This window comes from Pseudomonas sp. LLC-1 (assembly GCF_002992185.1).
In the GTDB taxonomy this organism is placed as follows: domain Bacteria; phylum Pseudomonadota; class Gammaproteobacteria; order Pseudomonadales; family Pseudomonadaceae; genus Aquipseudomonas; species Aquipseudomonas monteilii.
Genome location: NZ_LUVY01000015.1, coordinates 248,381 through 272,157, shown reverse-complemented (window position 1 = coordinate 272,157; position 23,777 = coordinate 248,381). Strand labels below are relative to the sequence as shown.

Genomic DNA, 23,777 nt, shown 5'->3' with positions numbered 1-23,777 from the left:
GCTCCCACAATTGATCGCAGCTTGCAGCAACTGTCATTTTTTCCAGGACAATCTTTCTCCCTGAAAGCAGATTGTCTACCACCCCCTCATTCCCCAGAATTGTCGGCCAAACTGTTCAAACGCTGCCCCGGCAGCTCATGGAGTACGAGCCAATGCCACACGAAGGCAGCCTGCTGCAAACCGCCGTCATCTTCCTGCTCGCCGCAGTCCTCGCCGTCCCCCTGGCCAAACGCCTGCAGCTAGGCGCCGTACTCGGCTACCTGCTCGCAGGCGTTATCATTGGCCCGCAGGCACTGGGCCTGATCCGCGACACCGAAAGCGTGGCGCATATTTCCGAACTGGGTGTGGTGCTGCTGCTGTTCATCATCGGCCTTGAACTGTCGCCCAAGCGCCTGTGGCTGATGCGCAAATCGGTGTTCGGCGTCGGCACAGCCCAAGTGCTGCTGACCGGCGCGCTGATCGGTGCCATCGCCCTGTTCGGCTTCAGCCAGACGCTGCCGGCGGCCATCGTGCTCGGCCTGGGCCTGGCGCTGTCGTCCACCGCCCTTGGCCTGCAGAGCCTGGCCGAGAGCAAGCAATTGAACGCCCCGCACGGCCGCCTGGCCTTCGCCATCCTGCTGTTCCAGGACATCGCCGCCATCCCGCTGATTGCCCTGGTTCCGTTGCTGGCCGCCAGTGGCCCGGACACCAGCCACGGCGACAGCCTGCAACACGGTCTGAAGGTATTCGCCAGCATCGCCGTGGTCATCATCGGCGGCCGCTACCTGCTGCGCCCGGTGTTCCGCACCGTGGCCCGCACCGGCCTGCCGGAAGTGTCCACCGCCACCGCGCTGCTGGTGGTGATCGGCACTGCCTGGCTGATGGAGGAAGCCGGTGTTTCGATGGCTTTGGGTGCGTTCCTCGCCGGCTTGCTGCTGGCCGACTCGGAATACCGCCACGAGCTGGAATCGCAGATCGAACCGTTCAAGGGCCTGCTGCTGGGGCTGTTCTTCATCAGCGTCGGCATGGGCGCCAACCTGCGTCTGTTGCTGGAAATGCCGCTGGTGCTGCTGGGTTTGACCCTGCTGCTGGTGGCGGTGAAGCTGGTGCTGCTGATTGGCGTCGGCCGCCTGGCCGGTGGCCTGAACAGCGCCAGCGCCCTGCGTTTGGGCATGGTGCTGGCTGCCGGCGGCGAGTTTGCCTTCGTGGTGTTCAAGCTGGGCAAGGACCAGGGGCTGTTCGACACCCAGACTTACGACCTGTTGTTGATGACCATCACCCTGTCGATGGCCATCACCCCGCTGCTGATGCTGGGCTGCGCACGCGCCCTCAAACGCCCGCAGCCTGTGCGAGAAGTGCCTGAGCAGTACAAGCAGATCCAGACTGATACGCCACGGGTGGTGATCGTCGGCATGGGCCGCATGGGCCAGATCGTTGCGCGCATCCTGCGGGCGCAGAAAGTTCCGTTCATTGCCCTGGAAACCTCGGTGGACACCATCGAGATGACCCGCATGTTCGAACAGGTGCCGGTGTTCTACGGCGACCCGCTGCGCTCCGAAGTGCTGCATGCGGCCAAGGTGGGTGAGGCGGAGTACTTCATCATCACCATCGATGACCCGGAAGCTGCCATTCATACGGCTGAACGCGTGAAGCGCCTGTACCCGCACCTGAAAGTGCTGGCCCGGGCACGTAACCGCCAGCATGTGCACAAGTTGGTGGATGTGGGTGCAGAGCCGATTCGCGAGACGTTCTACTCCAGCCTGGAGATGACCCGCCGGGCATTGGTAGGGTTGGGCTTGAGCGATGAACAGGCGGCGGACCGGATTGCGCGGTTTACCCAGCATGACGAGGAAGTGCTGGTGGCCCAGGGGCAGGTGCGCGATGACCGGGCCAAGGTGATGCAGACGGCCAAGGAGGCGCGGGTGGAGTTGGAGCGGTTGTTTGATTCGGATGCGGATTGAATAGTCAGACGAAAACCAATCGCTCTATCTGAGGATGCTCACGGTGGGCGGCTTGCCAAAGATCGTAAGCTGCCTGTTCGGCAAGGTACTGCCGGGCAGGACCGAGGCCAGCCAGCTCAAGTCGATAAGCAAGATCGGCTGAAATGGCGGCGCGCCCGTTGAGCACAGTGGATAACTGCCCACGTGAATAGCCAAGGTGGCGAGCTAATTCAGAGACGTTCATGCCAATTGCGGGCAACACATCTTCTCGCAAAGACTCCCCAGGGTGGGGAGGATCGAACATAGGCATGACTGAAGCCCCCTAGTGGTAATCCAGATAGTCAACAAGCTCCACATCGGTACCAACGAAGCGAAATACCAAGCGCCAGTTACCCGAGACATTCACTGCCCAAAAGCTATCCAGCTTTCCATGCAGAGGATGAAGGCGGTAGCCGGGACGGTTCATGTCTGCTGCCGTTTGCGCGACCTCAAGGGAAGCAAGTAAACGCCGCAAGCGATTTACATGGTCTGCACGCACTCCAGACGAGTCTCGCTGCTGATGGAGAAGCCTCAGGCCTTTGTGCCTGAAACTTCTGATCATTGGTGATTGAGTGTAAGGTCATGCCTTACACTTTTCAAGCTAGCATTGGCGTGGCACATTGAGACACTCCTGAAGAATTTCCGGGTGCTCAGTTTGCGCTTGGCCTGCCTATTTGGCGCAGTTATGCCGTCCGCACCTTCATGTAGGAGACTTCCCAAAAAGGGTTACAGCCCATGGCTTCCACGGAGGCCGTGCTGATACGGATGTCTGTACCAACCACAGAAAAGAGCCACTGTTTCCAGTGGCCCTATCAGATGCTTGATATTCACACGCACACCTCAAGCCAGGGTGTGGAGGTCTCACCCTACACTGATGATTCAGCCATCGATGGGGTTCCTGATCCAGTTACTGTCGCTGAATGACAACTGGCTTCGCGCTCGGGTGAAACGCTAACAACACGGCCAATACAGGTCAATGGCTGGAACAAACAGCAACAAAAAAGGCCGGCTCCCTACAGAGGGAGCCGGCCTGTGTGCGTACTGCTACTGATTAATTACTTACCCGCAGTCAGCGCGTTGTAGCTGGTCATCAGGTTGCGATAATCCGGAATGTGGTTGGAGCACAGCGCCGCCAGCCCTTCGATGTCGTTGCGCCAGTCGCGGTGCAGCTCACAGGCCACGCCAAACCAGGTCATCAGCTGTGCACCCGCCCGGCTCATGCGGTCATGGGCAGCATCGCGGGTCATTTCGTTGAAAGTGCCGGACGCATCGGTCACCACAAACACATCGAACTCTTCTTCCAGGGCAGCCAGCGCCGGGAAGGCTACACAAACCTCAGTCACCACACCGGCAATGATCAGCTGCTTCTTGCCAGTGGCCTTCACCGCCTTCACGAAGTCTTCGTTATCCCAGGCATTGATCTGGCCAGGGCGAGCGATGTACGGCGCATCCGGGAACAGTGCTTTCAGCTCTGGCACCAGCGGGCCGTTGGGGCCTTGCTCGAAGCTGGTGGTGAGGATGGTCGGCAGGTTGAAGAACTTGGCCAGGTCAGCCAGGGCCAGCACGTTGTTCTTGAACTTGTCCGGCTCGATGTCGCGCACCAGCGACAGCAGGCCCGCCTGGTGGTCTACCAGCAGTACGGCAGCGTCGTCTTTGTTCAGGCGGTTGTAGGTGAATTTGCTCATGGTCTGTGCTCCTAAGGTTTATGAATTTTTCAGCTATTCGGGGTGTTTCGCGTTGATGGGCACAGATTAAAATCATCACCTTTGCTGCACTAGACTGCGAAAACCGCCCTTAGCGTTCCGTTTGGAGAACGATCATTGGAAGACCTCAATTCCCTCTACTACTTCACCCAGGTAGTCGAGCACGGTGGTTTCGCCCCGGCAGGCCGAGCGCTGGACATGCCCAAGTCAAAGCTCAGCCGGCGCATCGCCGACCTTGAGGACCGCCTGGGCGTGCGCCTGCTGCACCGCACCAGCCGCCACTGCTCGCTCACCGAAATCGGCCAGGCCTACTACAACCGCTGCCTGGCCATGCGCGTGGAGGCCGAGGGCGCGGCGGAGATCATCGAGCGCAACCGCAGCGAGCCGCGCGGGCTGGTGCGTATCAGCTGCCCCACCACCCTGCTCAACTCCTGGGTCGGGCCGATGCTGACCCGTTACATGCTCAAGTACCCGCAGGTGGAGCTGTTCATCGAAAGCACCAACCGCCGCGTCGACCTGCTGCACGAGGGCTTCGACATTGCCCTGCGGGTGCGCTTTCCACCGCTGGAGAACACCGACATGGTGATGAAGGTGCTGAGCAACAGTACCCAGTGCCTGGTGGGCCAGCCGCAGTACCTGGAGCAATTGCCCAAGGGCTTCGATCCGCAGTTGCTTGGCACGCTGCCGAGCCTGCATTGGGGCAGCGCACAACGTGAGTACCAGTGGGAGCTGTTCCAGGGTGAGGACAGCAGCCGCAGCATTGTCATCCCGCATACGCCGCGCATGGTGACTGACGATTTGTTTGCCCTGCGCCATTTCGTGGTGGCTGGGGTGGGGATTGCGCACTTGCCGCGAGTGGCGGTGCGCGAAGACCTGGCTGCGGGGCGGTTGGTGGAGTTGATACCCGACTGGCATCCGCGTTGCGGCATCGTGCATGCGATCTTCCCTTCGCGGCGCGGGTTGCTGCCTTCGGTGCGGGCGCTGATCGACCATCTGGCTGAGGAATTCGCCATTAGCGACATGGCTTGAGCCTTCTACTGCCTGCACTGGCCCTATCGCCGGCAAGCCAGCTCCCACAGGTACGGCACAGTCCTTGAAAGCTGTGGAGTACTTGTGGGAGCTGGCTTGCCGGCGATAGGGCCGGAGCAGGTGAAAGGTAACCCCAGCACACCCTTACAAGACCCCCGGCCTATCCTTGCTCCACAGTCCCGGATCATCCCCCGGAGCTCCCCATGATCCGCGCCACACACGGACCAGGCCGCGCCCTGCTCGCCACCCTCGCCCTCTGCCCCGCACTCAGCCAGGCCGACGAACCCGGCTGGTCGTTGCTCAGCCGCAACTACTTCCTGCACAGCGACTTCCGCTCGCCCTCTGCCAGCGGCCAGAACTACCGCCAGGAATGGGCTCAAGGCTTCATCGGCGAGGTCCGCTCGGGCTTCACTGAAGGCACGGTTGGCGTGGGCATCGACGCCCACGGTTTTCTTGGCCTGAAGCTCGACGGCGGCCGCGGGCATGCCGGTACCGGTCTGCTGCCACGCGACAGCGATGGCCGCGCCGAATCCGACTACTCCAGCGCCGGCGCCGCACTCAAGCTGCGCCTGGGCAACACCCAGTTGCGCTACGGCGAAATGAACGTGGAAACCCCGGTGTTCGACACCGGCGACAAGCGCCTGCACCCGGAGTACGCCACCGGCTGGTTCGTGGAGAACACCGACCTGCCCGACTGGCGTCTGCAAGCCGGGCGTTTCACCGCCTTCAACAACCAGGACAACAGCTCCACCCACGACGACTTCAGCGGCTACGGCGCCACCACGCACAACCGGGCCATCAGCCTGGCCGGTGCCGCCTTCGCACCCGACGGGCCGTTCGGCGCGGCATTGTATGCCGGGCAGCTGGAGGACACCTGGCGCCAGGCCTACCTCAACCTGAACCTGGCCGAAGGCAACTGGCGCGTGGACGGCAATCTCTACAAAACCCGCGATACGGGCAATGCCAGTGCCGGGGCAATCGACACCCTCGCCTACAGCCTGCTGGCCAAGTACAGCTTCGGCGCCCAGGCGCTGAGCCTGGCCTACCAGAAGGTCGAGGGCGACACCCCGTTCGACTTCGTCGGCGGCGATTCCATCTACCTGGCCAACTCGATCAAGTACGCCGACTTCAACGGCCCGGGCGAGCGTTCGTGGCAACTGCGCTACGACCTCAACTTCGCCACCCTCGGCCTCCCCGGCCTGAGCCTGATGGGCCGCTACGTCAGCGGCCGTGGCATCGACGGCAGCCATGCACCGGCCAGCGGCGCCTACGTTGGCCAGTACGGCGACGGCGGCAGGCACTGGGAGCGCGACATCGACCTGAAATACGTGGTGCAGTCGGGCGCCGCCAAAGACTTGAGCCTGTCGTTCTCCCATGTAAGCCACCGCGCCAATCAGGCCCAGGCCGGCGATGACATCGACCGTATCTACCTGATCATCGAATACCCACTCAAAGGCAGCTTCTGACATGAGCACATCCCCTTCAGGCGCCTGGAGCCCGTTGCGCAACACCACCTTCCGCATGCTGTGGATCGCCACCATCGCCTCCAATATCGGCACCTGGATGCACGAGGTGGGCGCCGGCTGGTTGATGACCACGCTGTCGGCCAGCCCGCTGCACGTGGCGCTGATCCAGGTGGCGGGCTCGCTGCCGATGTTCTTCCTGGCCCTGCCAGCGGGCGCGGCGGCGGATATCGTCGACAAGCGCCGCTACCTGTTGCTGGTGCAGCTGTGGATGTCTGCCGTGGCCGTGGTGCTGGCAACCCTTACCCTGCTCGGGCTGATGAACGTGACCTTGCTGCTGGTGCTGACCCTGGCACTGGGCATCGGCACGGCACTGATGATGCCGGCGTGGAGTGCACTGACGCCGGAACTGGTGGGCAAGGAAGACCTGGCCAACGCGGTGGCCATCTCCAGTGTGGGCATCAATGTGTCCCGCGCCATTGGCCCGGCCCTGGCCGGCGTGGTGGTGAGCATGGTCGGCCCATGGCTGACCTTTGCCTTCAACGCCATTTCGTTTGCCGGGGTGATCCTGGTGTTGTTCCTGTGGAAACGCGAGGTGAAGGAGCCGCTGCTGCCAGCCGAGCGCTTCGTGGGCGCCATGCGCACCGGCCTGCGCTTCGCGCGCAGTGCCAAACCCTTGCAGGCCGTGCTGTTGCGGGCTGTAGCGTTCTTCTTCTGCGCCAGCGCCGGCACCTCGCTGCTGCCGCTGATCGTGCGCGGCGAAATGCAAGGCACTGCTGCCGACTTCGGCTTGCTGCTGGCGGCCATCGGCATTGGCGCGGTGGCCGGCGCCACCCTGCTGCCGCGCCTGCGCGAACGCATCAGCCGCGACCGCCTGGTGCTGTTCGCCAGCCTGCTGTATGCGCTGTTCCTGCTGGCGCTGGCGCTTGTGCGCAACTTCTATGTGCTGCTGCCGGCGATGCTGCTCAGCGGGGCGGCGTGGATCGCGGTGCTGTCCAACCTGCAGGTGGCGGCGCAAACCTCGGTGCCAGCCTGGGTGCGGGCGCGGGCGTTGTCGGTGTACATCCTGATCTTCTTTGGTGCCATGGCGTGTGGCGGGTTGCTGTGGGGCACGCTGGCCAGCCATGCGTCGATCACCTTGAGCCTGCTGCTGGCGGCGGGTGGTCTGGCCCTGGGTACGTTGCTGACCTGCAAGGTGACCCTGCCGGAAACCGAAGCCGAAGAGCTGACACCGTCGTTGCACTGGCCAGTGCCGGTGCTGAACGATGACATGGACAAGGAAAGCGGGCCGGTGATGGTGACGGTGGAGTATCACATCGACCCGGCCAAGGCCGAAGCCTTCCAGCTGGCGGCGCGGGAGTTGGAAGCCATGCGCAAGCGCAATGGGGCACTGTCCTGGGGATTGATGCGCGACAGTGCAGACCCGGCGCTTTGGCTGGAGTTTTTCTTCGAAGAGTCGTGGCTGGAGCATTTGCGGCATCACCATCGGGTGACCCGGGGGGAGCTGAAGATCGAGGCGCGGGTGCGGATGCTGCAGACGGATGGGGTTGAAGTGAAGATTCGGCATCTGCTGGCGGGGGCTGAGCACAAGGCTCACCATTGATGCTAGCCTCCCTGGCCCTATCGCCGGCAAGCCAGCTCCCACAGGACCTCCACAGGCCTTGAGGGTTGTGCAGTCCTGTGGGAGCTGGCTTGCCGGCGATAGGGCCAGAACAGGCAACATAAAAAAGGGGCCACAAACTGGCCCCTTCTTCACATCAGCTCAGCTTAGAAAGCAAAGCACGAGCAACCCAGCGCCCCCCAGAAGCCCTGGAAGTCATTGACCGGCACACTCGATTTACGCGCTTTGTCATGACTGTGCGCATGTACCCCGCACGGCCCCGAGCACTGATGCACGGCAGCCGCCAGCGACGGCGTACCCACGCGCCAGTGCCCTGGCACCTTGGCTACTGGCGACCACTCTGGCAGCACTGGCACCTGCGGTGGGCCAAGGCGATCAAATTCGCCGGCAGCGTACACAACCTTGCCATCGACAATGGTCAGTACCGACTCGATGCCCTTGATCGCCTCTTCATCAACGCTGAAGAAGTCCAGCGACAACGCCGCCAGGTCAGCCAGCTGGCCCACCTTGATCTGGCCTTTCTTGCCCTGCTCGCTGGAGAACCAGGCGCTGCCCTGGGTGAACAGTTGCAGCGCGGTGTCGCGGCTCAGGCCTTCCGGGTAAAGCTCCATGCCGCCAACGGTCTTGCCGCTGACCAGCCAGTACAGCGATGTCCATGGGTTGTAGCTGGACACGCGGGTGGCGTCGGTACCGGCACCTACCGGTACGCCCATGTCGAGCATGCGTTTGATCGGCGGGGTCTGTTCTGCCGCCTTGGCGCCGTAACGGTCGACGAAGTATTCACCCTGGAAGGCCATGCGGTCCTGAATGGCGATACCACCGCCCAGGGCACGCACGCGCTCGATGTTCTGTGGGGTGATGGTTTCGGCGTGGTCGAAGAACCACGGCAGGCCGTTGAACGGGATGTCGCGGTTGACCTTCTCGAACACGTCGAGCATGCGCGTGATCGATTCGTTATAGGTGGCGTGCAGGCGGAACGGCCAGCGCTGCTCGACCAGGTGGCGCACCACCGGTTCCAGTTCTTCTTCCATGGTTTGCGGCAGGTCCGGGCGCGGTTCGAGGAAGTCCTCGAAGTCGGCGGCGGAGAACACCAGCATTTCGCCGGCGCCGTTATGGCGCAGGAAGTCGGTGCCGCTGTGCAGCTTGACGCTGGAGGTCCACTTCTTGAAGTCGTCCAGCTCTTCCTTGGGCTTCTGGGTGAACAGGTTGTAGGCGATGCGCACGGTCAGCTGGTTGTTGTCGGCCAGCTCCTGGATCACCGAGTAGTCGTCGGGGAAATTCTGGTAGCCGCCGCCAGCGTCGATGGCGCTGGTCAGGCCCAGGCGGTTGAGTTCACGCATGAACTGGCGGGTGGAGTTGACCTGGTATTCCAGCGGCAGCTTCGGCCCTTTGGCCAGGGTGGCGTAGAGGATCATCGCGTTGGGGCGGGCGATGAGCATGCCGGTCGGGTTGCCGAACTTGTCACGCTGGATCTCGCCACCCGGCGGGTTCGGGGTGCTCTTGTCGTAGCCGACTGCCTTCAGCGCTGCGCGGTTGAGCAAGGCGCGGTCGTAGAGGTGCAGCAGGAACACCGGGGTATCGGGTGCTGCCTGGTTGATTTCTTCCAGGGTGGGCATGCGTTTTTCGGCGAACTGGAATTCGTTCCAGCCACCCACCACACGCACCCACTGCGGGGTTGGCGTGCGCGCAGCCTGGTCCTTGAGCATGCGCAGGGCATCAGCCACCGACGGCACGCCTTCCCAGCGCAGTTCCAGGTTGTAGTTCAGGCCACCGCGGATCAGGTGCAGGTGCGAGTCGTTCAGGCCGGGGATGACCGTGCGTTGCTTTAGGTCGACGATTTGCGTGGTGGCGCCCTTGTGGGCCATGGCCTCGGCGTCGTTACCCACGGCGATGAAGCGGCCATCCTTGATGGCGACGGCGGTCGCAGTAGGCTTTTCGCGGTCAACGGTGTGCAGTTTGCCGTTGAACAGAATCAGGTCGGCGGTCATGGAACCTCCTTGGGTGGATGCGTGAGCGGAACCGGCTTGGCCGGTGAAGGGCAATGCGGACCAGAGCGCGCCGGCGGCACCGAGCACGGTGCTGGTGGCGAGGAACTGGCGACGGGTCTTGTCGTTGCGGTCCTGGGACATGGGCTTCTCCGACTGGGGCCGGCAGGGGCGACTGCGAAGCATGCCGGTTAGTGCAAGGTCAGGGCTTGGATGGATGTGCGGTGGGTTGAAGAAGGTTAGCCCTGTTCAACCGTTGTGCTGCCTGGGCTGGCCACTTCGCGGGCTCGTCGGGTCGCCGCACCGCCGCGAATGCCTCCCACAGTTACTGCTGAAGGAACGCCAGCAAATCCTCATTCAGCTGCTGTGCATGGGTCACCGCAAACCCGTGCGGCGCACCGGCATACACCTTCAGCTCAGCCCCGCGAATCAGCTCTGCCGCCTGCTTGCCGGTGGTTTCGAACGGCACGATCTGGTCGTCGTCACCATGAATCACCAGCGTCGGCACATCGACCTTGGCCATGTCCGGGCGGAAGTCGGTTTCGGAGAACGCCGTCACGCAATCCAGGGTGCCCTTGATCGAGGCCATCAGCGCGATGTTCAGGGTTTGCGCTTGCACGCCCTGGGACACCTGCTGCCCATGATTCAGGCCATAGAACGGCGTGGCAAAGTCGGCGATGAACTGGGCACGGTCGGCACGCAGGCCGGCACGGATACCCTCGAACACCGACAGGTCGACACCCTCAGGGTTGTCGTCGCGCTTGCCGAATACTGGCGTCACAGCCCCCAGCAACACCAGCCCGGCCAACCGCTCGCTGCCGTGGCGGGCGATGTAGCGGCTGACATCACCGCCACCCATCGAGAAGCCCACCAGGGTGACGTCGCGCAGGTCGAGGTGTTCGATCAGCTGGGCAATGTCATCGGCAAAGGTGTCGTAGTCGTAACCGTTCCACGGCTGGCTCGAACGGCCGAAGCCACGGCGGTCGAAGGCGATGGCGCGGTAGCCGCGACTGGCCAGGAACTCCATCTGCGAATCCCACATGTCGGCATCCAGCGGCCAGCCGTGGCTGAACAGCACGGGCTTGCCGCTGCCCCAGTCCTTGAAATAGATCGAAGTGCCATCGCGGGTAACGAAGGTGCTCATAACGGTATCTCCTTGAAAGTGTCGAGGTGAAGGCGTGGCTCAGCCGCGCAGCCAGTTGGCGCAGCGGCGGGTTACCCAAGGCATGATGTAGAACACCACGGGCAGGATGACGAACAGGTTGACGATGAGGTTGCCGGTAATCGGGCCGCCCAGCTGCGGGAAGCGTGCGAACAGCGGCGCCAGTAGTTGCGGAATGACCATGGTCATCGGGCAGATCACCAGGTAGGTCAGCAGCGCCTGCTTCCAGCGCGGCGGTTGCGCCGCCGTAGTGCTCGGCGGGGTGAACCAGAACTCTGGATCGTCGTGCACCTGGGTGTGGTCACCACCTTCGAGCAGTGGCAGTACTTCATTGACCAACGCCTGGCGCTCACCCGAATTGACCCAGGCCTGCAGCAGGCTGGCATCGGCAAAGCGCACCACGGTAGTGAAGTGCAACCCACCGTCATCGGGACGGATGACGTTGACGTCCAGGTGCCCCGGCTGGCGGCGCGCGGTGCTGACCGTGCGCTTGAGCCACGCTTCGTAATCTGCCAGTGAGGCGGCGCGGACCTTGTGCTGGATAACCAGGGTCACCACGTTGCGGTTGTCTTGGAGTGCGGTGTTCATCGGCGTTCCTTGGGATGAGCTTGCCCGCATCCACTGTGCAACGGTGAACGGGCGGAGGATTGGATGGGTGTGCTGCCCTTGGCGGGCACCGACTGGCGGTGCCCGGGGCGGTTTGGCTTACTTGCCGGCGTTGAAGGCGTTGTAGCTGGTCATCAGGTTGCGGTAGTCCGGGATGTGGTTGGAGCACAGCGCGGCCAGGCCTTCGATGTCGTTGCGCCAGTCGCGGTGCAGCTCACAGGCCACGCCGAACCAGGTCATCAGCTGGGCACCGGCCTGGCTCATGCGGTCGTGGGCGGCGTCACGGGTCATGGCGTTGAAGGTGCCGGAGGCATCGGTAACCACGAACACGTCGAACTCTTCTTCCAGGGCCGACAGGGCCGGGAAGGCTACGCACACTTCAGTCACCACGCCGGCGATGATCAGTTGCTTCTTGCCGGCGGCCTTCACGGCCTTGACGAAGTCTTCGTTGTCCCAGGCGTTGATCTGGCCTGGGCGGGCGATGTACGGGGCGTCCGGGAACAGGGCTTTCAGCTCGGGAACCAGCGGGCCGTTGGGGCCTTGTTCGAAGCTGGTGGTGAGGATGGTCGGCAGGTTGAAGAACTTGGCCAGGTCGGCCAGGGCCAGCACGTTGTTCTTGAACGCGTCCGGCTCGATGTCGCGGACCAGGGACAGCAGGCCAGCCTGGTGGTCGACCAGCAGGACAGCGGCGTCGTCTTTGTTCAGGCGGTTGTATTTGAAGTTGGTCATGGTCGTTGCTCCTAAGGGTTTTGATGTTCAGTAAGTGGGGTGTTTCGCGTTGATGGGAGAAGATTAAAACCATCACCTTTGGAGCGGTAGATAGCTGATTTTGGCTTTAGCGTTCTATTTAAGGAACGACAAATTGGCAGTGGATTTGCTGGGCTACCTGCTCTATTACTACCCACAGCCCTTCCCCCACCCTGAGACCACCATGCTGGCGTTCATCCAGTCGTCCCCGTTGTTGCTCGGTACTGCCCTGCTCCTGCTGGATCTCGTGCTCTGGCAACTCATCCCCATCCAGCGCCGCGCCTGGCGCATCGGCACGCGCTTGGTGATATTCCTGCTGTTCAGCTCGGTGCTGGTGGCCGCCGGCATGAGCCCGCTGCAACCACCACCCTGGCCCGACGATGTCTCGCGCAACCTCATGGCCACGGTATTGGCCATTGGCTGGTGGCTGTTTGGTGCGCGCACGGTCACGGTGGTGTTCGGCCTGCTGCTGGTCGCCCGTGGCAGCCATGGCGGGCGGTTGTTGCAGGATGTGCTGGGGGCGTTGATCTTCCTGGCCGCCGTGGTGGCTGCCGCTGGCTATGTGATGCAACTGCCGGTGAAAGGTCTGCTGGCCACCTCCGGGGTGATGGCCATCGTCATCGGCCTGGCGCTGCAAAGCACCCTGGCCGACGTATTCAGCGGCATCGTGCTGAACACCACGCGGCCCTACCAGATTGGCGACTCGATTTCCATCGACGGCACCGAAGGCAAGGTGCTGGACATCGACTGGCGCGCCACGCGCCTGCTGACCGGCACCGGCAGCCTGGCGGTGATTCCCAACTCGGTGGCGGCCAAGGCCCGGCTGCTCAACCACAGCCGCCCGGCCGATGTGCATGGGGTATCGATCAGCGTGGTGGTGCCGGCCAAGGTGCGGCCCAAGCGGGTGTTCGATGCACTGGAAAAGGCCCTGCAGGGCGTCAGTGCCATTCTTGATACCCCAAAGCCGAAGGTGACGGTGAAGGCCTCGACACTGGAATCCGTGGAGTACGAGGCCAGCGGTTTCGTAGCCGACGCAGGCGCCAAGGGCGACGCACGCAACCAGCTGTTCGACCTTGCGCACCGCCACCTAGAGGCCAGCGGCGTGATGTGGAACGTGGACCTGGCCCTGCCGCCGCGCAGCCGCCAGCGCGAGGTACTGGACGAGGTGAGGGTGTTCCGCTCGCTAAGCGATGAAGAGCGTGATGCGCTGAGCCAGCGCATGACGGCGGTGGAGTACCTGGCGGATCAGGTGATCCTGGGCGTTGGCGAGCATTCCGATCACCTGTTGGTGATTGGCAGCGGGGTCATCTCGGCATCGGTGCGCGATGGCGACAAGTTGGTCGAAGCCGGGCGCATGGGGCCGGGTGAGGTGCTGGGGATCGAGGGCATCATCGATGAAGAGGATTCGCTGGCCGAGTTCCGCACGCTGACCAGCTGCGTGCTGTACCGGATCGACAAGGAACAGGTGAAGAGCTGCTTGCAGCAGCGTGGCGAGGTGCAGACGGCATTGAGCAAGTTGCAGCGATTCCGGCGCCAGAGCCGGGAGTCGTTGTTGCTGCAGAAGCCGGCGTTGATCAAGAAAGGTGGCTTCCTCAGCTGGTTGCACAAGTAAGCCTGTGTCGGCCTCTTCGCGGGCTCGCCCGCGAAGAGGCCTGAACTTACAACACAACTCTCAAGCATTGCCCCGCGTGGTACAGCGAGAACCCGGACTCATAGAACGCGGTGCGCAGCGCAGGCGCACTCACGCCGGTCATCGGCGAGAACGGAATCGGCAGGCTATCCGCCTCCCCCTTCAGCAGGAACTCGGCAAACGCCCGGCCAATCACGGTGCCGGTGGTGTTACCCCGCCCGTTATACCCGGTCACCGCCACCAGCCCCGGCGCCGGCTCAAACAGGCGCATCAGGTGATCGGGGGTGAAGTCGATGCAGCCCGTCCAGTGCATTTCCCACTCGACCTTGCCCAGCTCAGGGTAGTAGTGGCTCTGGATCCGGTCTGCCCAACTGCGGACGAACCACGACGGCTTGTTGTCGACCCGGCCCAGGCTGCCGAGCAGCAGACGGCCCTGGTCGTCGCGGCGGATGCTGCTGAGCACAGTGCGGGTGTCCCACGAGCCTTGACCATGCGGCAGCACCTTGTCGGCTGCTGCGCCCTGCAACGGCTTGGACGCCACCTGGTAGTAGTACCCACGGAAGAACTGCTTCTGCAGGTTGCTCCAGTCGCCTTCGGTGTAGGCACCGGTGGAAATCACCACCTTGTCGGCGCGCACCGAGCCACGTGCGGTCTTCACCCGCCAGGCATCGCCGTCACGCTCCAGGCCTTCGACCGAAGACTGCTGGAACAGCTTGCCGCCCAGACGCGCCACGGCAGCCGCCAGGCCCTGGGTGTAACCCATGGGGTTGATGGTGCCGGCGCGACGGTCGAGCAGCGCGGCGGAAATTTTGTCGGTGCCGCAGTTTTCCTGGCACTGAGCGCCGGTCAGCAGCTCCACGTCGGCACCACGGCGGCGCCATTGTTCGTGACGGGCCTCAAGGTCGGCGATGCCGGTGGCGTTGTGCGCCATGTGCAGCGTGCCTTTGTGCTGGGCCTGGCAGTCGATGCCCAGGCGCTCGATCATGGCGAACACTTCGCCTGGGGCTTCGCCCAGCACCTTGTTCAGGCGGCTGCCCTGCTTCTGGCCGAGGGTGGCCTCGACGTCGTCAGGGCGGATCCAGGTGCCGGCGTTGACCAGGCCCACGTTGCGCCCGGAGCCGCCGTGGCCGATCTTCCAGGCCTCCAGCAGGATCACCGACTTGCCCTGTTCGAGCAGGTGGATGGCCGCCGACAGGCCGGTAATGCCGCCACCGATCACGCAAACATCGGCCTTGTGCTCACCGGCCAGGGCCTGGGCGGCTACGGTCGGTTTGCTGACGAATTCCCACAAGCATTCTTGACGCAGTTCGGACATGGCCCGGCTCCAGCAATTTGTTCTTGTTGGGGCCGCGTGGCGGCCCATTCGCGGGTAAACCCGCTCCTACAGGGACCGCACAGGCTCCAGAATCTGTGCAGTCCCTGTAGGAGCGGGTTTACCCGCGAACCGGGGGCTATGCCCCCGGCCATGCAGCACCTACCGATCAGTCAAACACGATACCCTGCGCCAGCGGCAGCTCGCGCGAGTAGTTCACGGTGTTGGTCTGACGACGCATGTAGCCTTTCCAGGCATCCGAACCCGACTCACGACCACCGCCGGTTTCCTTCTCGCCACCAAACGCACCGCCGATCTCGGCGCCGCTGGTGCCGATGTTGACGTTGGCGATGCCGCAGTCGCTGCCCGAGGCACTCTGGAAGCGCTCGGCCTCACGAATGTCGGTGGTGAAGATGCACGACGACAGGCCTTGTGGCACTTCGTTGTTCAGGCGCAGGGCCTCTTCGAAGTCGTCGTAGGCCAGCACGTACAGGATCGGTGCGAAGGTTTCGTGGCGCACCACGTCGCTCTGCGCCGGCATTTCGGCAATGGCAGGCGACACGTAGTAGGCGTTCGGGTACTGGTCGGCCAGCTGACGCTCGCCGCCAAACACCTGGCCGCCTTCGTCGCGGGCCTTGGCCAGCGCGCCCTGCATGGCATCAAACGACAGCTTGTCGATCAGCGGGCCGACCAGGTTGTCCTTGCGTGGGTCGCCGATGCGCACTTTGCCGTAAGCGGCTTTGACACGGGCAACCACTTCGTCCTTGATCGAGCGGTGCACGATCAGGCGGCGCAGGGTGGTGCAACGCTGGCCGGCGGTGCCGACAGCCGAGAACAGGATGCCGCGCACGGCCAGGTCCAGGTCGGCGCTCGGGGCCAGGATCATGGCGTTGTTGCCGCCCAGTTCGAGGATGCTGCGGCCGAAACGGGCAGCAACACGTGGGCCCACTTCACGGCCCATGCGGGTGCTGCCGGTGGCGCTGACCAGCGGCACGCGCGGGTCGTCGACCATGGCTTCGCCGGCTTCACGGCCGCCGATGACCAGTTGGGCCAGGCCAGCCGGAGCATCGCCGAAGGCTTTCAGGGCTTTTTCGAACAGTGCCTGGCAAGCCAGGGCGGTGAGCGGGGTTTTCTCAGAAGGCTTCCACACCACCGAGTTACCGGCCACCAGGGCCAGGGCGGTGTTCCAGGCCCAGACGGCAACCGGGAAGTTGAAGGCGCTGATCACGCCGACCACGCCCAGCGGGTGCCAGGTTTCACGCATGTGGTGGCCTGGGCGCTCGGAGGCGATGGTCAGGCCGTACAGCTGGCGCGACAGGCCAACGGCGAAGTCGCAGATGTCGATCATTTCCTGCACTTCGCCCAGGCCTTCCTGGGTGATCTTGCCGGCTTCGATCGATACCAGCTCGCCCAGGTCGGCCTTGTGCTCACGCAGCACTTCGCCGAACAGGCGCACCAGTTCGCCACGGCGCGGGGCCGGCACGGTGCGCCAGGCTTCGAAGGCGCTTTGGGCCTGGTCGATGCGGGCGATGGTCTCGGCCTTGCCGAGCAGTTTCACCGAGGCGATCTGGCTGCCGTCGATCGGCGTGTGAACAGGGTAGTCGCCCTGGGTGTAAGCCTCGGCGGCAACGCCAAGGCGCTCGAGCAATCCAGCAACCATTTGTGCTTCTCCTACATCGGGTGATGGGGTGGAAAAATGATGTGGATCAGTATTAATCCGATCACATAGGTACAACAAACGACCTTTATTCCGCATATCATTCCGTCAGGTAATGATTTGAGCCGCAGAGACCGCTATGTCCAAACGCCTGGTGCCCTCCATGACCGCCCTGCAGTGCTTTGAAGCTGCAGCCCGCCATTTGAGCTTTACCCGTGCCGCCGAAGAGCTGCACCTGACCCAAAGCGCGGTCAGCAAGCAGGTGGCGCAGCTAGAAGACATGCTGCGCCACCACCTGTTCCTGCGCATTCGCCGGCGCCTGCAGCTGACGCCGGCCGGCAGCCTGTACCTGGCCGAGGTCAACAAGATCCTCACCCAGGTGGACATGTCCAGCCGCTACGTACTCACCTACGGCGAGCAGACCGAGATATTGAAGGTAGCCACTCAACCGAGTTTTGGCGTGCGCTGGCTGATCCCGCACCTGAAGGGTTTTGGTAAGCGGCACAGCAATATTCACCTCGATATCCGCAACGAGATGGAGCCGTTTGCCCTGTTGCAGGGCTCGGCGGACGTGGTGTTTTTCTACGGCCAGGGCACTTGGCCGGGGGCCACCTGCGTGGAGCTGTTCCGCGAAGAGGTGGTGCCGGTGTGCGCGCCGGAGCTACTGGCCGGGCGCACATTGGGCGATGCCGCAGAGCTGGCCGACCTGGTGCTGTTGCAGAGCACGTCGCGGCCGGAGGCGTGGCATGAGTGGTTCCTTGAGCTGGACCTGCAGAGCGTCAGCGCTTACCACGGGCCACGCTTCGATACGTTCTATATGGCCTTGAGCGCGGCGCAGGCCGGGTGCGGGGTGGCACTGGTGCCACGCTACCTGGCGGCGAAGGAGCTGGCCGACGGAAGTTTGGTGGTGCCTTGGAACCATGCGATGCGCAGTGCCGGAGCGCATTATCTGGCGTATGCCGAGCATGCGGCGGAGGTGCCCAAGGTCAGGGCATTGGTGGAATGGATTCACGAGCAGCTTCAGGCTTGAGGGCCTCTTCGCGGGTGAACCCGCGAAAGGGCCCTGAAGGTCGATCAAAAAAGGAATGACACACTCACTTTTTTTCGCTTGTGAGCCAAGTGCATTCCCAGCTTTCATGTAAGCGTCCGAACCCAACCAGGAAGCTAGCGATGCCCGCCCACGATTTCGTCAGCCCAGACAGCATTCGCGCGCAGTTCTCTGCCGCCATGTCGCTCATGTACAAACAGGAAGTGCCCCTGTACGGCACGCTGCTGGAGCTGGTGAGCGAAATCAACCAGCAGGTCATGGCCCAGCAGCCCAAGGTTGCCGAGGCCCTGCGCTGGACCGGGGAAATCGAGCGACTGGACCAGGAACGCCATGGCGCCATCCGCGTTGGCACCGCCGAAGAGCTGGCCACCATCGCCCGCCTGTTTGCCGTCATGGGTATGGAGCCGGTCGGCTACTACGACCTGAGCTCTGCTGGCGTGCCGGTGCACTCCACCGCCTTCCGCGCCGTGCATGAACAGTCGCTGCATGTCAGCCCGTTCCGTGTGTTCACCTCGCTGCTGCGCCTGGAGCTGATCGACAACCCGCAACTGCGCGAGCTGGCACAGGGCATCCTGGCCAAGCGCCAGATCTTCACCAACCGCGCCCTCGAACTGATCGCCCAGAGCGAGCGCGATGGCGGGCTGAACGCCGCAGATGCCGAAGCGTTCGTGCAGGAAGCGTTGCACACCTTCCGCTGGCACCATGACGCCACCGTCACCGCCGAGCAGTACCAGCAGTTGCACGACCAGCACCGCCTGATCGCCGATGTGGTGGCCTTCAAGGGCCCGCATATCAACCACCTGACCCCACGTACCCTGGACATCGATGCGATCCAGGTCGGCATGCCGGCCAAAGGCATCCCGCCGAAGGCCGTGGTCGAAGGCCCGCCTACCCGTCGTCACCCGATCCTGCTGCGCCAGACCAGCTTCAAGGCCTTGCAGGAAAAGGTCGCGTTCAGCGACCAGCAGGGCAGCGAAGGCAGCCACACCGCTCGTTTCGGCGAGATCGAACAACGCGGCGCGGCGCTGACGCCGAAGGGTCGCCAGCTGTACGACAAGCTGCTCGATGCCACCCGCGCGGCCCTGGGTGGCGCACCGGCCGAGGCCAATGCCGAGCGCTACATGGCGCTACTGAAAGACACCTTTGCCGAGTTCCCGGACGACCTGGCGCAGATGCGTGAACAGGGCCTGGCATACTTCCGCTACTTCGCGACCGAGAAAGGCCTGGCTGCGCGTGACCAGGAAGGCCGCCCGACTACCCTGCAAGGGCTGATCGACGCAGGCCATGTGCACTTCGAGGCGCTGGTGTACGAGGACTTCCTGCCGGTGAGCGCGGCGGGCATCTTCCAGTCCAACCTGGGCGACGATGCGCAGGCCGAATATGGCAGCAATGCCAACCGCGATGCCTTTGAGACGGCGTTGGGGTTGCAGGTGCAGGATGAGCTGGCACTGTATGCACAAAGCGAGCGCCGCTCGCTGCAGGCCTGTGCGCAAGCGTTGAACCTGGGTTCGATGTAAGGCTTTAGATTGCCGGGGCTGCTGCGCAGCCCCAGAGGTTCAAACTATAGGCGGCAGGATTTCCACATCCGGTAAATCCATCGCCGCCACCTCGTCTGCCAGAAAATCACTCAACCGCCGCAACCGCTCGCCACCCGGCCGGGTACGTGGCCATACCAAGTAGTAGTCCATCCCGCTGGGCACTGCTGTCGGCCAGGGCAGGCTCAACCGCCCCTGCGCCACATCTTCGGCCACCATCAGCAAATCGCCCATGGAAATCCCGTAGCCACGCGCAGCGGCGATCATGCCCAGCTCCAGGGTGTCAAACACCTGCCCGCCCTTGAGCGAAACCTTATCGCTAAGCCCCATTCGCTCCAGCCATTCACGCCAGTCGCGCTTGTCCACCGTTGGGTGCAGCAACTCGATAGACGCCAGCCGACGCTCGTTCCACGGCTCTTCATCCAGCAGGTCCGGCGCACCGACCGGAATCAGCAACTCCGGGAACAGCTTGCGCACTTCCCAGTCCGGCGGGAACACCCCGTCGCTGAGCAACACCGCGCAATCGAACGGTTCCTGGTTGAAGTCCACATGGTCAACGTCCATCCAGGCACTGGTCAGCTGTACTTCATTGCCTGGCTGCAGGTGACGGAAACGGCTCAAGCACGCCAGCAACCAGCGCATGGTCAGGGTCGAGGGAGCCTTCATGCGCAGGATGTCGTCTTCACCGCGCAAGGTATCGCAGGCCCGCTCCAGCGCCGCGAAGCCTTCGCGAACGCCTGGCAGCAATACCCGTGCGGCCTCGGTCAGTTGCAGGTTGCGGCCACTGCGCACGAACAGGCGGCAGGCGAAGTGATCCTCCAGCGTGCGGATATGCCGGCTGACCGCGCTCTGAGTGATCGACAGTTCCTCACCGGCACGGGTGAAGGAACTTAGCCGTGCGGCGGCTTCGAATGCGCGAAGGGCATACAACGGAGGAAGCTGACGGGACATGAGGCACCTGCCATACGGGGCTGTGGAGCGGATCACCAAGAAGCATATATACATGAGTCAGACTCATGCCAATGATCGCTTTTATCCTTTTGTGCAAAGTTGACCAAAGCCTCAGAATCGCCCTTCGTTCATCACCTCAGGAAGAAGGACAGCCCTCATGCACGTCGCGCCCACCACAGAACTCAAGGCTTTGCTGCGCCTGGCCGGGCCGCTGATTGCCTCGCAGTTGGCGCACATGCTCATGGTGCTGACCGACACCCTGATGATGGCCCGCATCAGCCCGCAGGCACTGGCCGGTGGCGGTCTGGGTGCGGCCAGCTACTCGTTCGTGTCGATCTTCTGCCTGGGTGTGATCGCCGCAGTCGGCACCCTGGTGGCGATTCGCAAGGGCGCCAACGATATCGAAGGTGCAACCCGACTGGCGCAGAACGGCCTGTGGCTGGCCTGGGGCCTGGCACTGTTCGCCGCGCTGGTGCTGTGGAACCTGGAGCCGGTGCTGCTACTGTTCGGGCAAAAGCCCGAGAACGTGGCCTCGGCGGCCGAATTCCTCACGCTGCTGCCACTGGCCCTGCCCGGCTACCTGACGTTCATGGCGTTGCGCGGTTTCACCAGTGCGCTGGGGCGCTCGACCCCGGTGATGGTCATCAGCCTGGTCGGCACGGTACTCAACTACCTGTTCAACGTGGCGCTGATCGAGGGTATGTTCGGCCTGCCCAAGCTGGGCCTGATGGGCATCGGCCTGGTCACCGCAGTGGTGTCGATGGGCATGGCTATCGCGCTGGCGCTGTATATCCGCTGGCACTCGGCCTATGCCGCCTACCCGCTGCGCAAGGGCCTGTCGCGCCCGTCGCTGCCAGCACTGCGCGAGCTGTGGCGGCTGGGGCTGCCAATTGGCGGTACCTACATGGTGGAAGTGGGCCTGTTCGCCTTCGCCGCGCTGTGCATGGGCGTGCTGGGCAGTACCGAACTGGCCGCGCACCAGATTGCCCTGCAGATCGTGTCCACGGCGTTCATGGTGCCGACGGGGCTGTCGTATGCGGTGACCATGCGGGTGGGCTTGTATTACGGCGCTGGCAACCTGCTGGCGGCGCGCAGCGCCGGGCGCGTGGGCATTGGCTTCGGGGCGATGATCATGTTTGCCTTCGCCGCGCTGTTCCTGCTGCTGCCCGAGGCGCTGGTGGGGCTGTTTATCGACCGTAACGACCCGGCCTTTGCTGCGATCTTCCTGGTGGCCGTACAGTTGCTGATGGTGGCGGCGTGGTTCGAGCTGTTCGATGGCATGCAGACGATTGCCATGGGCTCGATCCGCGGGCTGAAGGATGCCAAGACCACCTTCCTGATCGGGCTGGTGTGCTACTGGCTGGTGGGGGCGCCGAGTGCCTGGTTGTTTGCGTTCAACCTGGGCGCCGGGGCGGTCGGGATCTGGTGGGGGCTGGCGCTGGGGCTGGCGTGTGCGGCGGTGGCGCTGACGTTTGGGTTTGAGTGGCGGATGAAGCGGCTGTTGGGGAAGGCTGGTTTAGCTGACAGGTCGGCAGTGTCTGTGTGATTGCCGGGGCTGCTCTGCAGCCCTTTCGCGACACAAGGCCGCTCCCACATGGTCCTGTATACGCCGTTAATGTGGGAGCGGCCTTGTGTCGCGATGGAGGGCAAAGCCCTCCCCTACAATCTCAAAGGCTAACCAGCTTCGGCTTGGTGCAGCCCAGCAAGAATTCGATCAACTCATCCACCGGCAGTGGTTTGCTGACCAGGAAACCCTGCACCTGATCACAACCAAACCCACGCAACAATGCCAGCTGCTCTTCACTCTCCACCCCCTCGGCCACCACCTCCAGGTTGAGGTTGTGCGCCAGGTTGATCATGGCATGCACCAGCTTGCGGTTTTCCTCGCGCATTTCCATTTCGGCCACAAAGCTGCGGTCTACCTTGAGCAAGGTGATCGGCAAGCTGTTGAGGTGCACGAACGAAGAGAACCCGGTGCCAAAATCGTCGAGCGAGAAGCGCACACCCAGGCGGCCAAGGGCGTCCATGGTCTGGCGCACCAGCTCGTTGCGGCGCATGACTGCCGTTTCGGTCAGTTCGAACTCCAGCCAACGGGCATCCACACCATGCTCGATAATCAGGCGGCTCAGGGTGGCCAGCAGCTGGCTGTCCTGGAACTGGCGGAAGCTCAGGTTGACTGCCATGTGCAGCGGCTCCAGGCCGCGCTCGCACAGCGCCTGCATGTCGCGCAGCGCCCGGGAGATGACCCAGTAGCCCAGCGGCACGATCAGGCCGCTCTGCTCGGCCAGGGGCACGAACTCGCTGGGCGGCAGCAGCCCCCGCTCGGCATGGCGCCAGCGCACCAGCGCTTCCAGGCCGACAATTCGGCCATCGGCCAGGTCTAGCCTCGGCTGATAGTGCAGCTCCAGCTCATCACGGCGCAGGGCGCGGCGTAGCTCGCTTTCCAGGTCGGCCAGGCTACGGGCGTTGCGGTTGATGCGCTCGTTGAACACATGGAAGGTGCAGCCTTGGCTGCCCTTGGCCTGGCGCATGGCGATGTGGGCGTGCCACATCAAAGGGTCGGCCCCCGCTTGGGCGCGGGCATGGGCCAGGCCCAGGCTGCAGCCCAGCAGCAGGCTTTCGCCGTCGATGAAGTAGGGTTCGGCCAAGGCTTCGACGATACGTTCGGCAATCCATTCGGCGCGATTGGCGTCGCGGCGGGTGTCGATCAGCAGGGCAAACTCGTCGCTGCCCAGGCGGGCCAGCTGGTCACCCGCCTCCAGCTGGTTTTGCAGCCGCGCCACCACCTGCAAAATCAGCCGGTCGCCGCTCTGGTGGCCGAGGGCATCGTTGACGTGGCGGAAGTTGTCCAGGTCCAGGTGGCCCAAGGCAACGCCACGGCCTTCGTTTTCGGCCAGGCGTGCAGTCAGCAAGGCCTGGAAACCTTGGCGGTTGGCGATGCCGGTCAGGGGGTCCTGCTCAGCCAGGCGCTGCAAGGTGGCCACCAGCACTCCACGCTCACGTACATGACGCAGCGAGCGACGCAAGGTATCGGCATTGAGCTGGCCGCGTACCAGCCAGTCGCTGACGGCCGTGGGCGCCACCTCGGGCTCGTGGTCGAGCAGCAGGATGGTCGGCAGGTCGCAGCGCCCGGGCACGGGCTGCAGGGCCGGGGTTGCCAGCACCACAGCCTGGCGATCATTGCTGAACAGGCTGTCGACGGATTCCCAGTTCGGGGCGGTGAGCAGCACGGCGCTGCCGCTCAGGGCAGGCATGCAAGCGTGCAACAAGGCGGCCCATTCCGGCTCATCAGCCAACAGCAGCAAACGCAAAGGTTCGACAGGCGTGGACAAGCGGACTCCTTAGGGCTTCACGGTGCAACGATAACTGG

The 23,777-nt window shown here is 63.5% G+C and carries 19 protein-coding genes; 8 read left to right on the top strand and 11 right to left on the bottom strand.

The annotated features are described in order from the left end of the window. Positions 1–152 precede the first annotated feature (152 nt). A complete protein-coding gene (locus A0O30_RS16395; protein ID WP_105947188.1) occupies positions 153–1,940 on the top strand; it encodes a monovalent cation:proton antiporter-2 (CPA2) family protein in 1,788 nt (595 codons plus the stop codon). A 4-nt stretch (positions 1,941–1,944) separates the two neighbouring features. Here the strand turns inward: A0O30_RS16395 and A0O30_RS16390 are convergent, their stop codons facing one another. The 3 genes from A0O30_RS16390 to ycaC (A0O30_RS16380) all read right to left on the bottom strand — a co-directional run bounded on the left by A0O30_RS16390 (position 1,945) and on the right by ycaC (A0O30_RS16380) (position 3,643). Beyond that, positions 1,945–2,229, bottom strand: coding sequence for a HigA family addiction module antitoxin (locus A0O30_RS16390; RefSeq protein ID WP_105947187.1), 285 nt, complete (start codon positions 2,227–2,229; stop codon positions 1,945–1,947). Positions 2,230–2,241: 12 nt separating this feature from the next. Then, the gene (locus A0O30_RS16385) at positions 2,242–2,520 is read right to left on the bottom strand and encodes a type II toxin-antitoxin system RelE/ParE family toxin (RefSeq protein ID WP_105947186.1); all 279 of its coding nucleotides are present in this window, start codon (positions 2,518–2,520) and stop codon (positions 2,242–2,244) included. Between the two features lie 493 nt (positions 2,521–3,013). Next, complete coding sequence (ycaC, locus tag A0O30_RS16380; RefSeq protein WP_019096456.1) at positions 3,014–3,643, bottom strand: isochorismate family cysteine hydrolase YcaC; 630 nt, start codon at positions 3,641–3,643, stop codon at positions 3,014–3,016. A 135-nt stretch (positions 3,644–3,778) separates the two neighbouring features. Between ycaC (A0O30_RS16380) and A0O30_RS16375 the strand changes: the two genes are divergently transcribed. From A0O30_RS16375 to A0O30_RS16365, 3 genes are all read left to right on the top strand, one after another. After that, complete coding sequence (locus tag A0O30_RS16375; RefSeq protein WP_105947185.1) at positions 3,779–4,690, top strand: LysR substrate-binding domain-containing protein; 912 nt, start codon at positions 3,779–3,781, stop codon at positions 4,688–4,690. Between the two features lie 203 nt (positions 4,691–4,893). Beyond that, a complete protein-coding gene (locus A0O30_RS16370) occupies positions 4,894–6,156 on the top strand; it encodes an OprD family porin (protein WP_105947184.1) in 1,263 nt (420 codons plus the stop codon). A gap of 1 nt (position 6,157) precedes the next feature. Beyond that, positions 6,158–7,756, top strand: coding sequence for an MFS transporter (locus tag A0O30_RS16365; protein ID WP_105947183.1), 1,599 nt, complete (start codon positions 6,158–6,160; stop codon positions 7,754–7,756). Between the two features lie 164 nt (positions 7,757–7,920). On the opposite strand, the gene A0O30_RS16360 is transcribed toward A0O30_RS16365, so the two are convergent. The 4 genes from A0O30_RS16360 to ycaC (A0O30_RS16345) all read right to left on the bottom strand — a co-directional run bounded on the left by A0O30_RS16360 (position 7,921) and on the right by ycaC (A0O30_RS16345) (position 12,256). Beyond that, positions 7,921–9,762 (bottom strand): amidohydrolase, encoded by a 1,842-nt coding sequence (locus A0O30_RS16360; protein ID WP_177410287.1) that lies wholly within the window; start codon positions 9,760–9,762, stop codon positions 7,921–7,923. Positions 9,763–10,084: 322 nt separating this feature from the next. Further along, positions 10,085–10,903: an alpha/beta fold hydrolase gene (locus tag A0O30_RS16355; protein WP_105947181.1), complete on the bottom strand. Its 819-nt coding sequence runs from the start codon at positions 10,901–10,903 to the stop codon at positions 10,085–10,087. 39 nt (positions 10,904–10,942) lie between these two features. Then, a complete protein-coding gene (locus tag A0O30_RS16350) occupies positions 10,943–11,509 on the bottom strand; it encodes an antibiotic biosynthesis monooxygenase (RefSeq protein ID WP_105947180.1) in 567 nt (188 codons plus the stop codon). A 117-nt stretch (positions 11,510–11,626) separates the two neighbouring features. Beyond that, entirely contained in the window at positions 11,627–12,256 is a 630-nt protein-coding gene (gene ycaC, locus A0O30_RS16345) for an isochorismate family cysteine hydrolase YcaC (RefSeq protein ID WP_105947179.1), read from the bottom strand. A 202-nt stretch (positions 12,257–12,458) separates the two neighbouring features. On the opposite strand from ycaC (A0O30_RS16345), the gene A0O30_RS16340 reads away from it, so the two are divergent. Next, entirely contained in the window at positions 12,459–13,886 is a 1,428-nt protein-coding gene (locus tag A0O30_RS16340; RefSeq protein ID WP_105947260.1) for a mechanosensitive ion channel family protein, read from the top strand. Positions 13,887–13,932: 46 nt separating this feature from the next. On the opposite strand, the gene A0O30_RS16335 is transcribed toward A0O30_RS16340, so the two are convergent. Further along, the gene (locus tag A0O30_RS16335; RefSeq protein ID WP_105947178.1) at positions 13,933–15,219 is read right to left on the bottom strand and encodes an FAD-binding oxidoreductase; all 1,287 of its coding nucleotides are present in this window, start codon (positions 15,217–15,219) and stop codon (positions 13,933–13,935) included. Positions 15,220–15,385: 166 nt separating this feature from the next. Next, positions 15,386–16,876, bottom strand: coding sequence for an aldehyde dehydrogenase family protein (locus A0O30_RS16330; protein WP_016712672.1), 1,491 nt, complete (start codon positions 16,874–16,876; stop codon positions 15,386–15,388). 136 nt (positions 16,877–17,012) lie between these two features. On the opposite strand from A0O30_RS16330, the gene A0O30_RS16325 reads away from it, so the two are divergent. Continuing rightward, the gene (locus A0O30_RS16325; RefSeq protein ID WP_105947177.1) at positions 17,013–17,903 is read left to right on the top strand and encodes a LysR family transcriptional regulator; all 891 of its coding nucleotides are present in this window, start codon (positions 17,013–17,015) and stop codon (positions 17,901–17,903) included. Positions 17,904–18,043: 140 nt separating this feature from the next. After that, entirely contained in the window at positions 18,044–19,438 is a 1,395-nt protein-coding gene (locus tag A0O30_RS16320; protein WP_105947176.1) for a VOC family protein, read from the top strand. A 39-nt stretch (positions 19,439–19,477) separates the two neighbouring features. Here the strand turns inward: A0O30_RS16320 and A0O30_RS16315 are convergent, their stop codons facing one another. Continuing rightward, positions 19,478–20,407: a LysR substrate-binding domain-containing protein gene (locus A0O30_RS16315; protein ID WP_105947175.1), complete on the bottom strand. Its 930-nt coding sequence runs from the start codon at positions 20,405–20,407 to the stop codon at positions 19,478–19,480. Between the two features lie 157 nt (positions 20,408–20,564). On the opposite strand from A0O30_RS16315, the gene A0O30_RS16310 reads away from it, so the two are divergent. Next, positions 20,565–21,953: a NorM family multidrug efflux MATE transporter gene (locus tag A0O30_RS16310; RefSeq protein WP_105947174.1), complete on the top strand. Its 1,389-nt coding sequence runs from the start codon at positions 20,565–20,567 to the stop codon at positions 21,951–21,953. A gap of 121 nt (positions 21,954–22,074) precedes the next feature. On the opposite strand, the gene A0O30_RS16305 is transcribed toward A0O30_RS16310, so the two are convergent. After that, the gene (locus A0O30_RS16305; RefSeq protein WP_105947173.1) at positions 22,075–23,739 is read right to left on the bottom strand and encodes a bifunctional diguanylate cyclase/phosphodiesterase; all 1,665 of its coding nucleotides are present in this window, start codon (positions 23,737–23,739) and stop codon (positions 22,075–22,077) included. Positions 23,740–23,777 lie beyond the last annotated feature (38 nt).

What these genes read in the sequence shown, in the direction of transcription:
- A0O30_RS16365 (WP_105947183.1), top strand. Translation starts at nt 6,158, where the DNA reads ATGAGCACATCCCCTTCAGGCGCCTGGAGCCCGTTGCGCAACACCACC.
- A0O30_RS16330 (WP_016712672.1), bottom strand. Translation starts at nt 16,876, where the DNA reads ATGGTTGCTGGATTGCTCGAGCGCCTTGGCGTTGCCGCCGAGGCTTAC.
- A0O30_RS16350 (WP_105947180.1), bottom strand. Translation starts at nt 11,509, where the DNA reads ATGAACACCGCACTCCAAGACAACCGCAACGTGGTGACCCTGGTTATC.
- A0O30_RS16310 (WP_105947174.1), top strand. Translation starts at nt 20,565, where the DNA reads ATGCACGTCGCGCCCACCACAGAACTCAAGGCTTTGCTGCGCCTGGCC.
- A0O30_RS16355 (WP_105947181.1), bottom strand. Translation starts at nt 10,903, where the DNA reads ATGAGCACCTTCGTTACCCGCGATGGCACTTCGATCTATTTCAAGGAC.
- A0O30_RS16385 (WP_105947186.1), bottom strand. Translation starts at nt 2,520, where the DNA reads ATGATCAGAAGTTTCAGGCACAAAGGCCTGAGGCTTCTCCATCAGCAG.
- A0O30_RS16370 (WP_105947184.1), top strand. Translation starts at nt 4,894, where the DNA reads ATGATCCGCGCCACACACGGACCAGGCCGCGCCCTGCTCGCCACCCTC.
- ycaC (WP_019096456.1), bottom strand. Translation starts at nt 3,643, where the DNA reads ATGAGCAAATTCACCTACAACCGCCTGAACAAAGACGACGCTGCCGTA.
- A0O30_RS16360 (WP_177410287.1), bottom strand. Translation starts at nt 9,762, where the DNA reads ATGACCGCCGACCTGATTCTGTTCAACGGCAAACTGCACACCGTTGAC.
- A0O30_RS16395 (WP_105947188.1), top strand. Translation starts at nt 153, where the DNA reads ATGCCACACGAAGGCAGCCTGCTGCAAACCGCCGTCATCTTCCTGCTC.
- ycaC (WP_105947179.1), bottom strand. Translation starts at nt 12,256, where the DNA reads ATGACCAACTTCAAATACAACCGCCTGAACAAAGACGACGCCGCTGTC.
- A0O30_RS16335 (WP_105947178.1), bottom strand. Translation starts at nt 15,219, where the DNA reads ATGTCCGAACTGCGTCAAGAATGCTTGTGGGAATTCGTCAGCAAACCG.
- A0O30_RS16315 (WP_105947175.1), bottom strand. Translation starts at nt 20,407, where the DNA reads ATGTCCCGTCAGCTTCCTCCGTTGTATGCCCTTCGCGCATTCGAAGCC.
- A0O30_RS16325 (WP_105947177.1), top strand. Translation starts at nt 17,013, where the DNA reads ATGTCCAAACGCCTGGTGCCCTCCATGACCGCCCTGCAGTGCTTTGAA.
- A0O30_RS16340 (WP_105947260.1), top strand. Translation starts at nt 12,459, where the DNA reads ATGCTGGCGTTCATCCAGTCGTCCCCGTTGTTGCTCGGTACTGCCCTG.
- A0O30_RS16390 (WP_105947187.1), bottom strand. Translation starts at nt 2,229, where the DNA reads ATGCCTATGTTCGATCCTCCCCACCCTGGGGAGTCTTTGCGAGAAGAT.
- A0O30_RS16320 (WP_105947176.1), top strand. Translation starts at nt 18,044, where the DNA reads ATGCCCGCCCACGATTTCGTCAGCCCAGACAGCATTCGCGCGCAGTTC.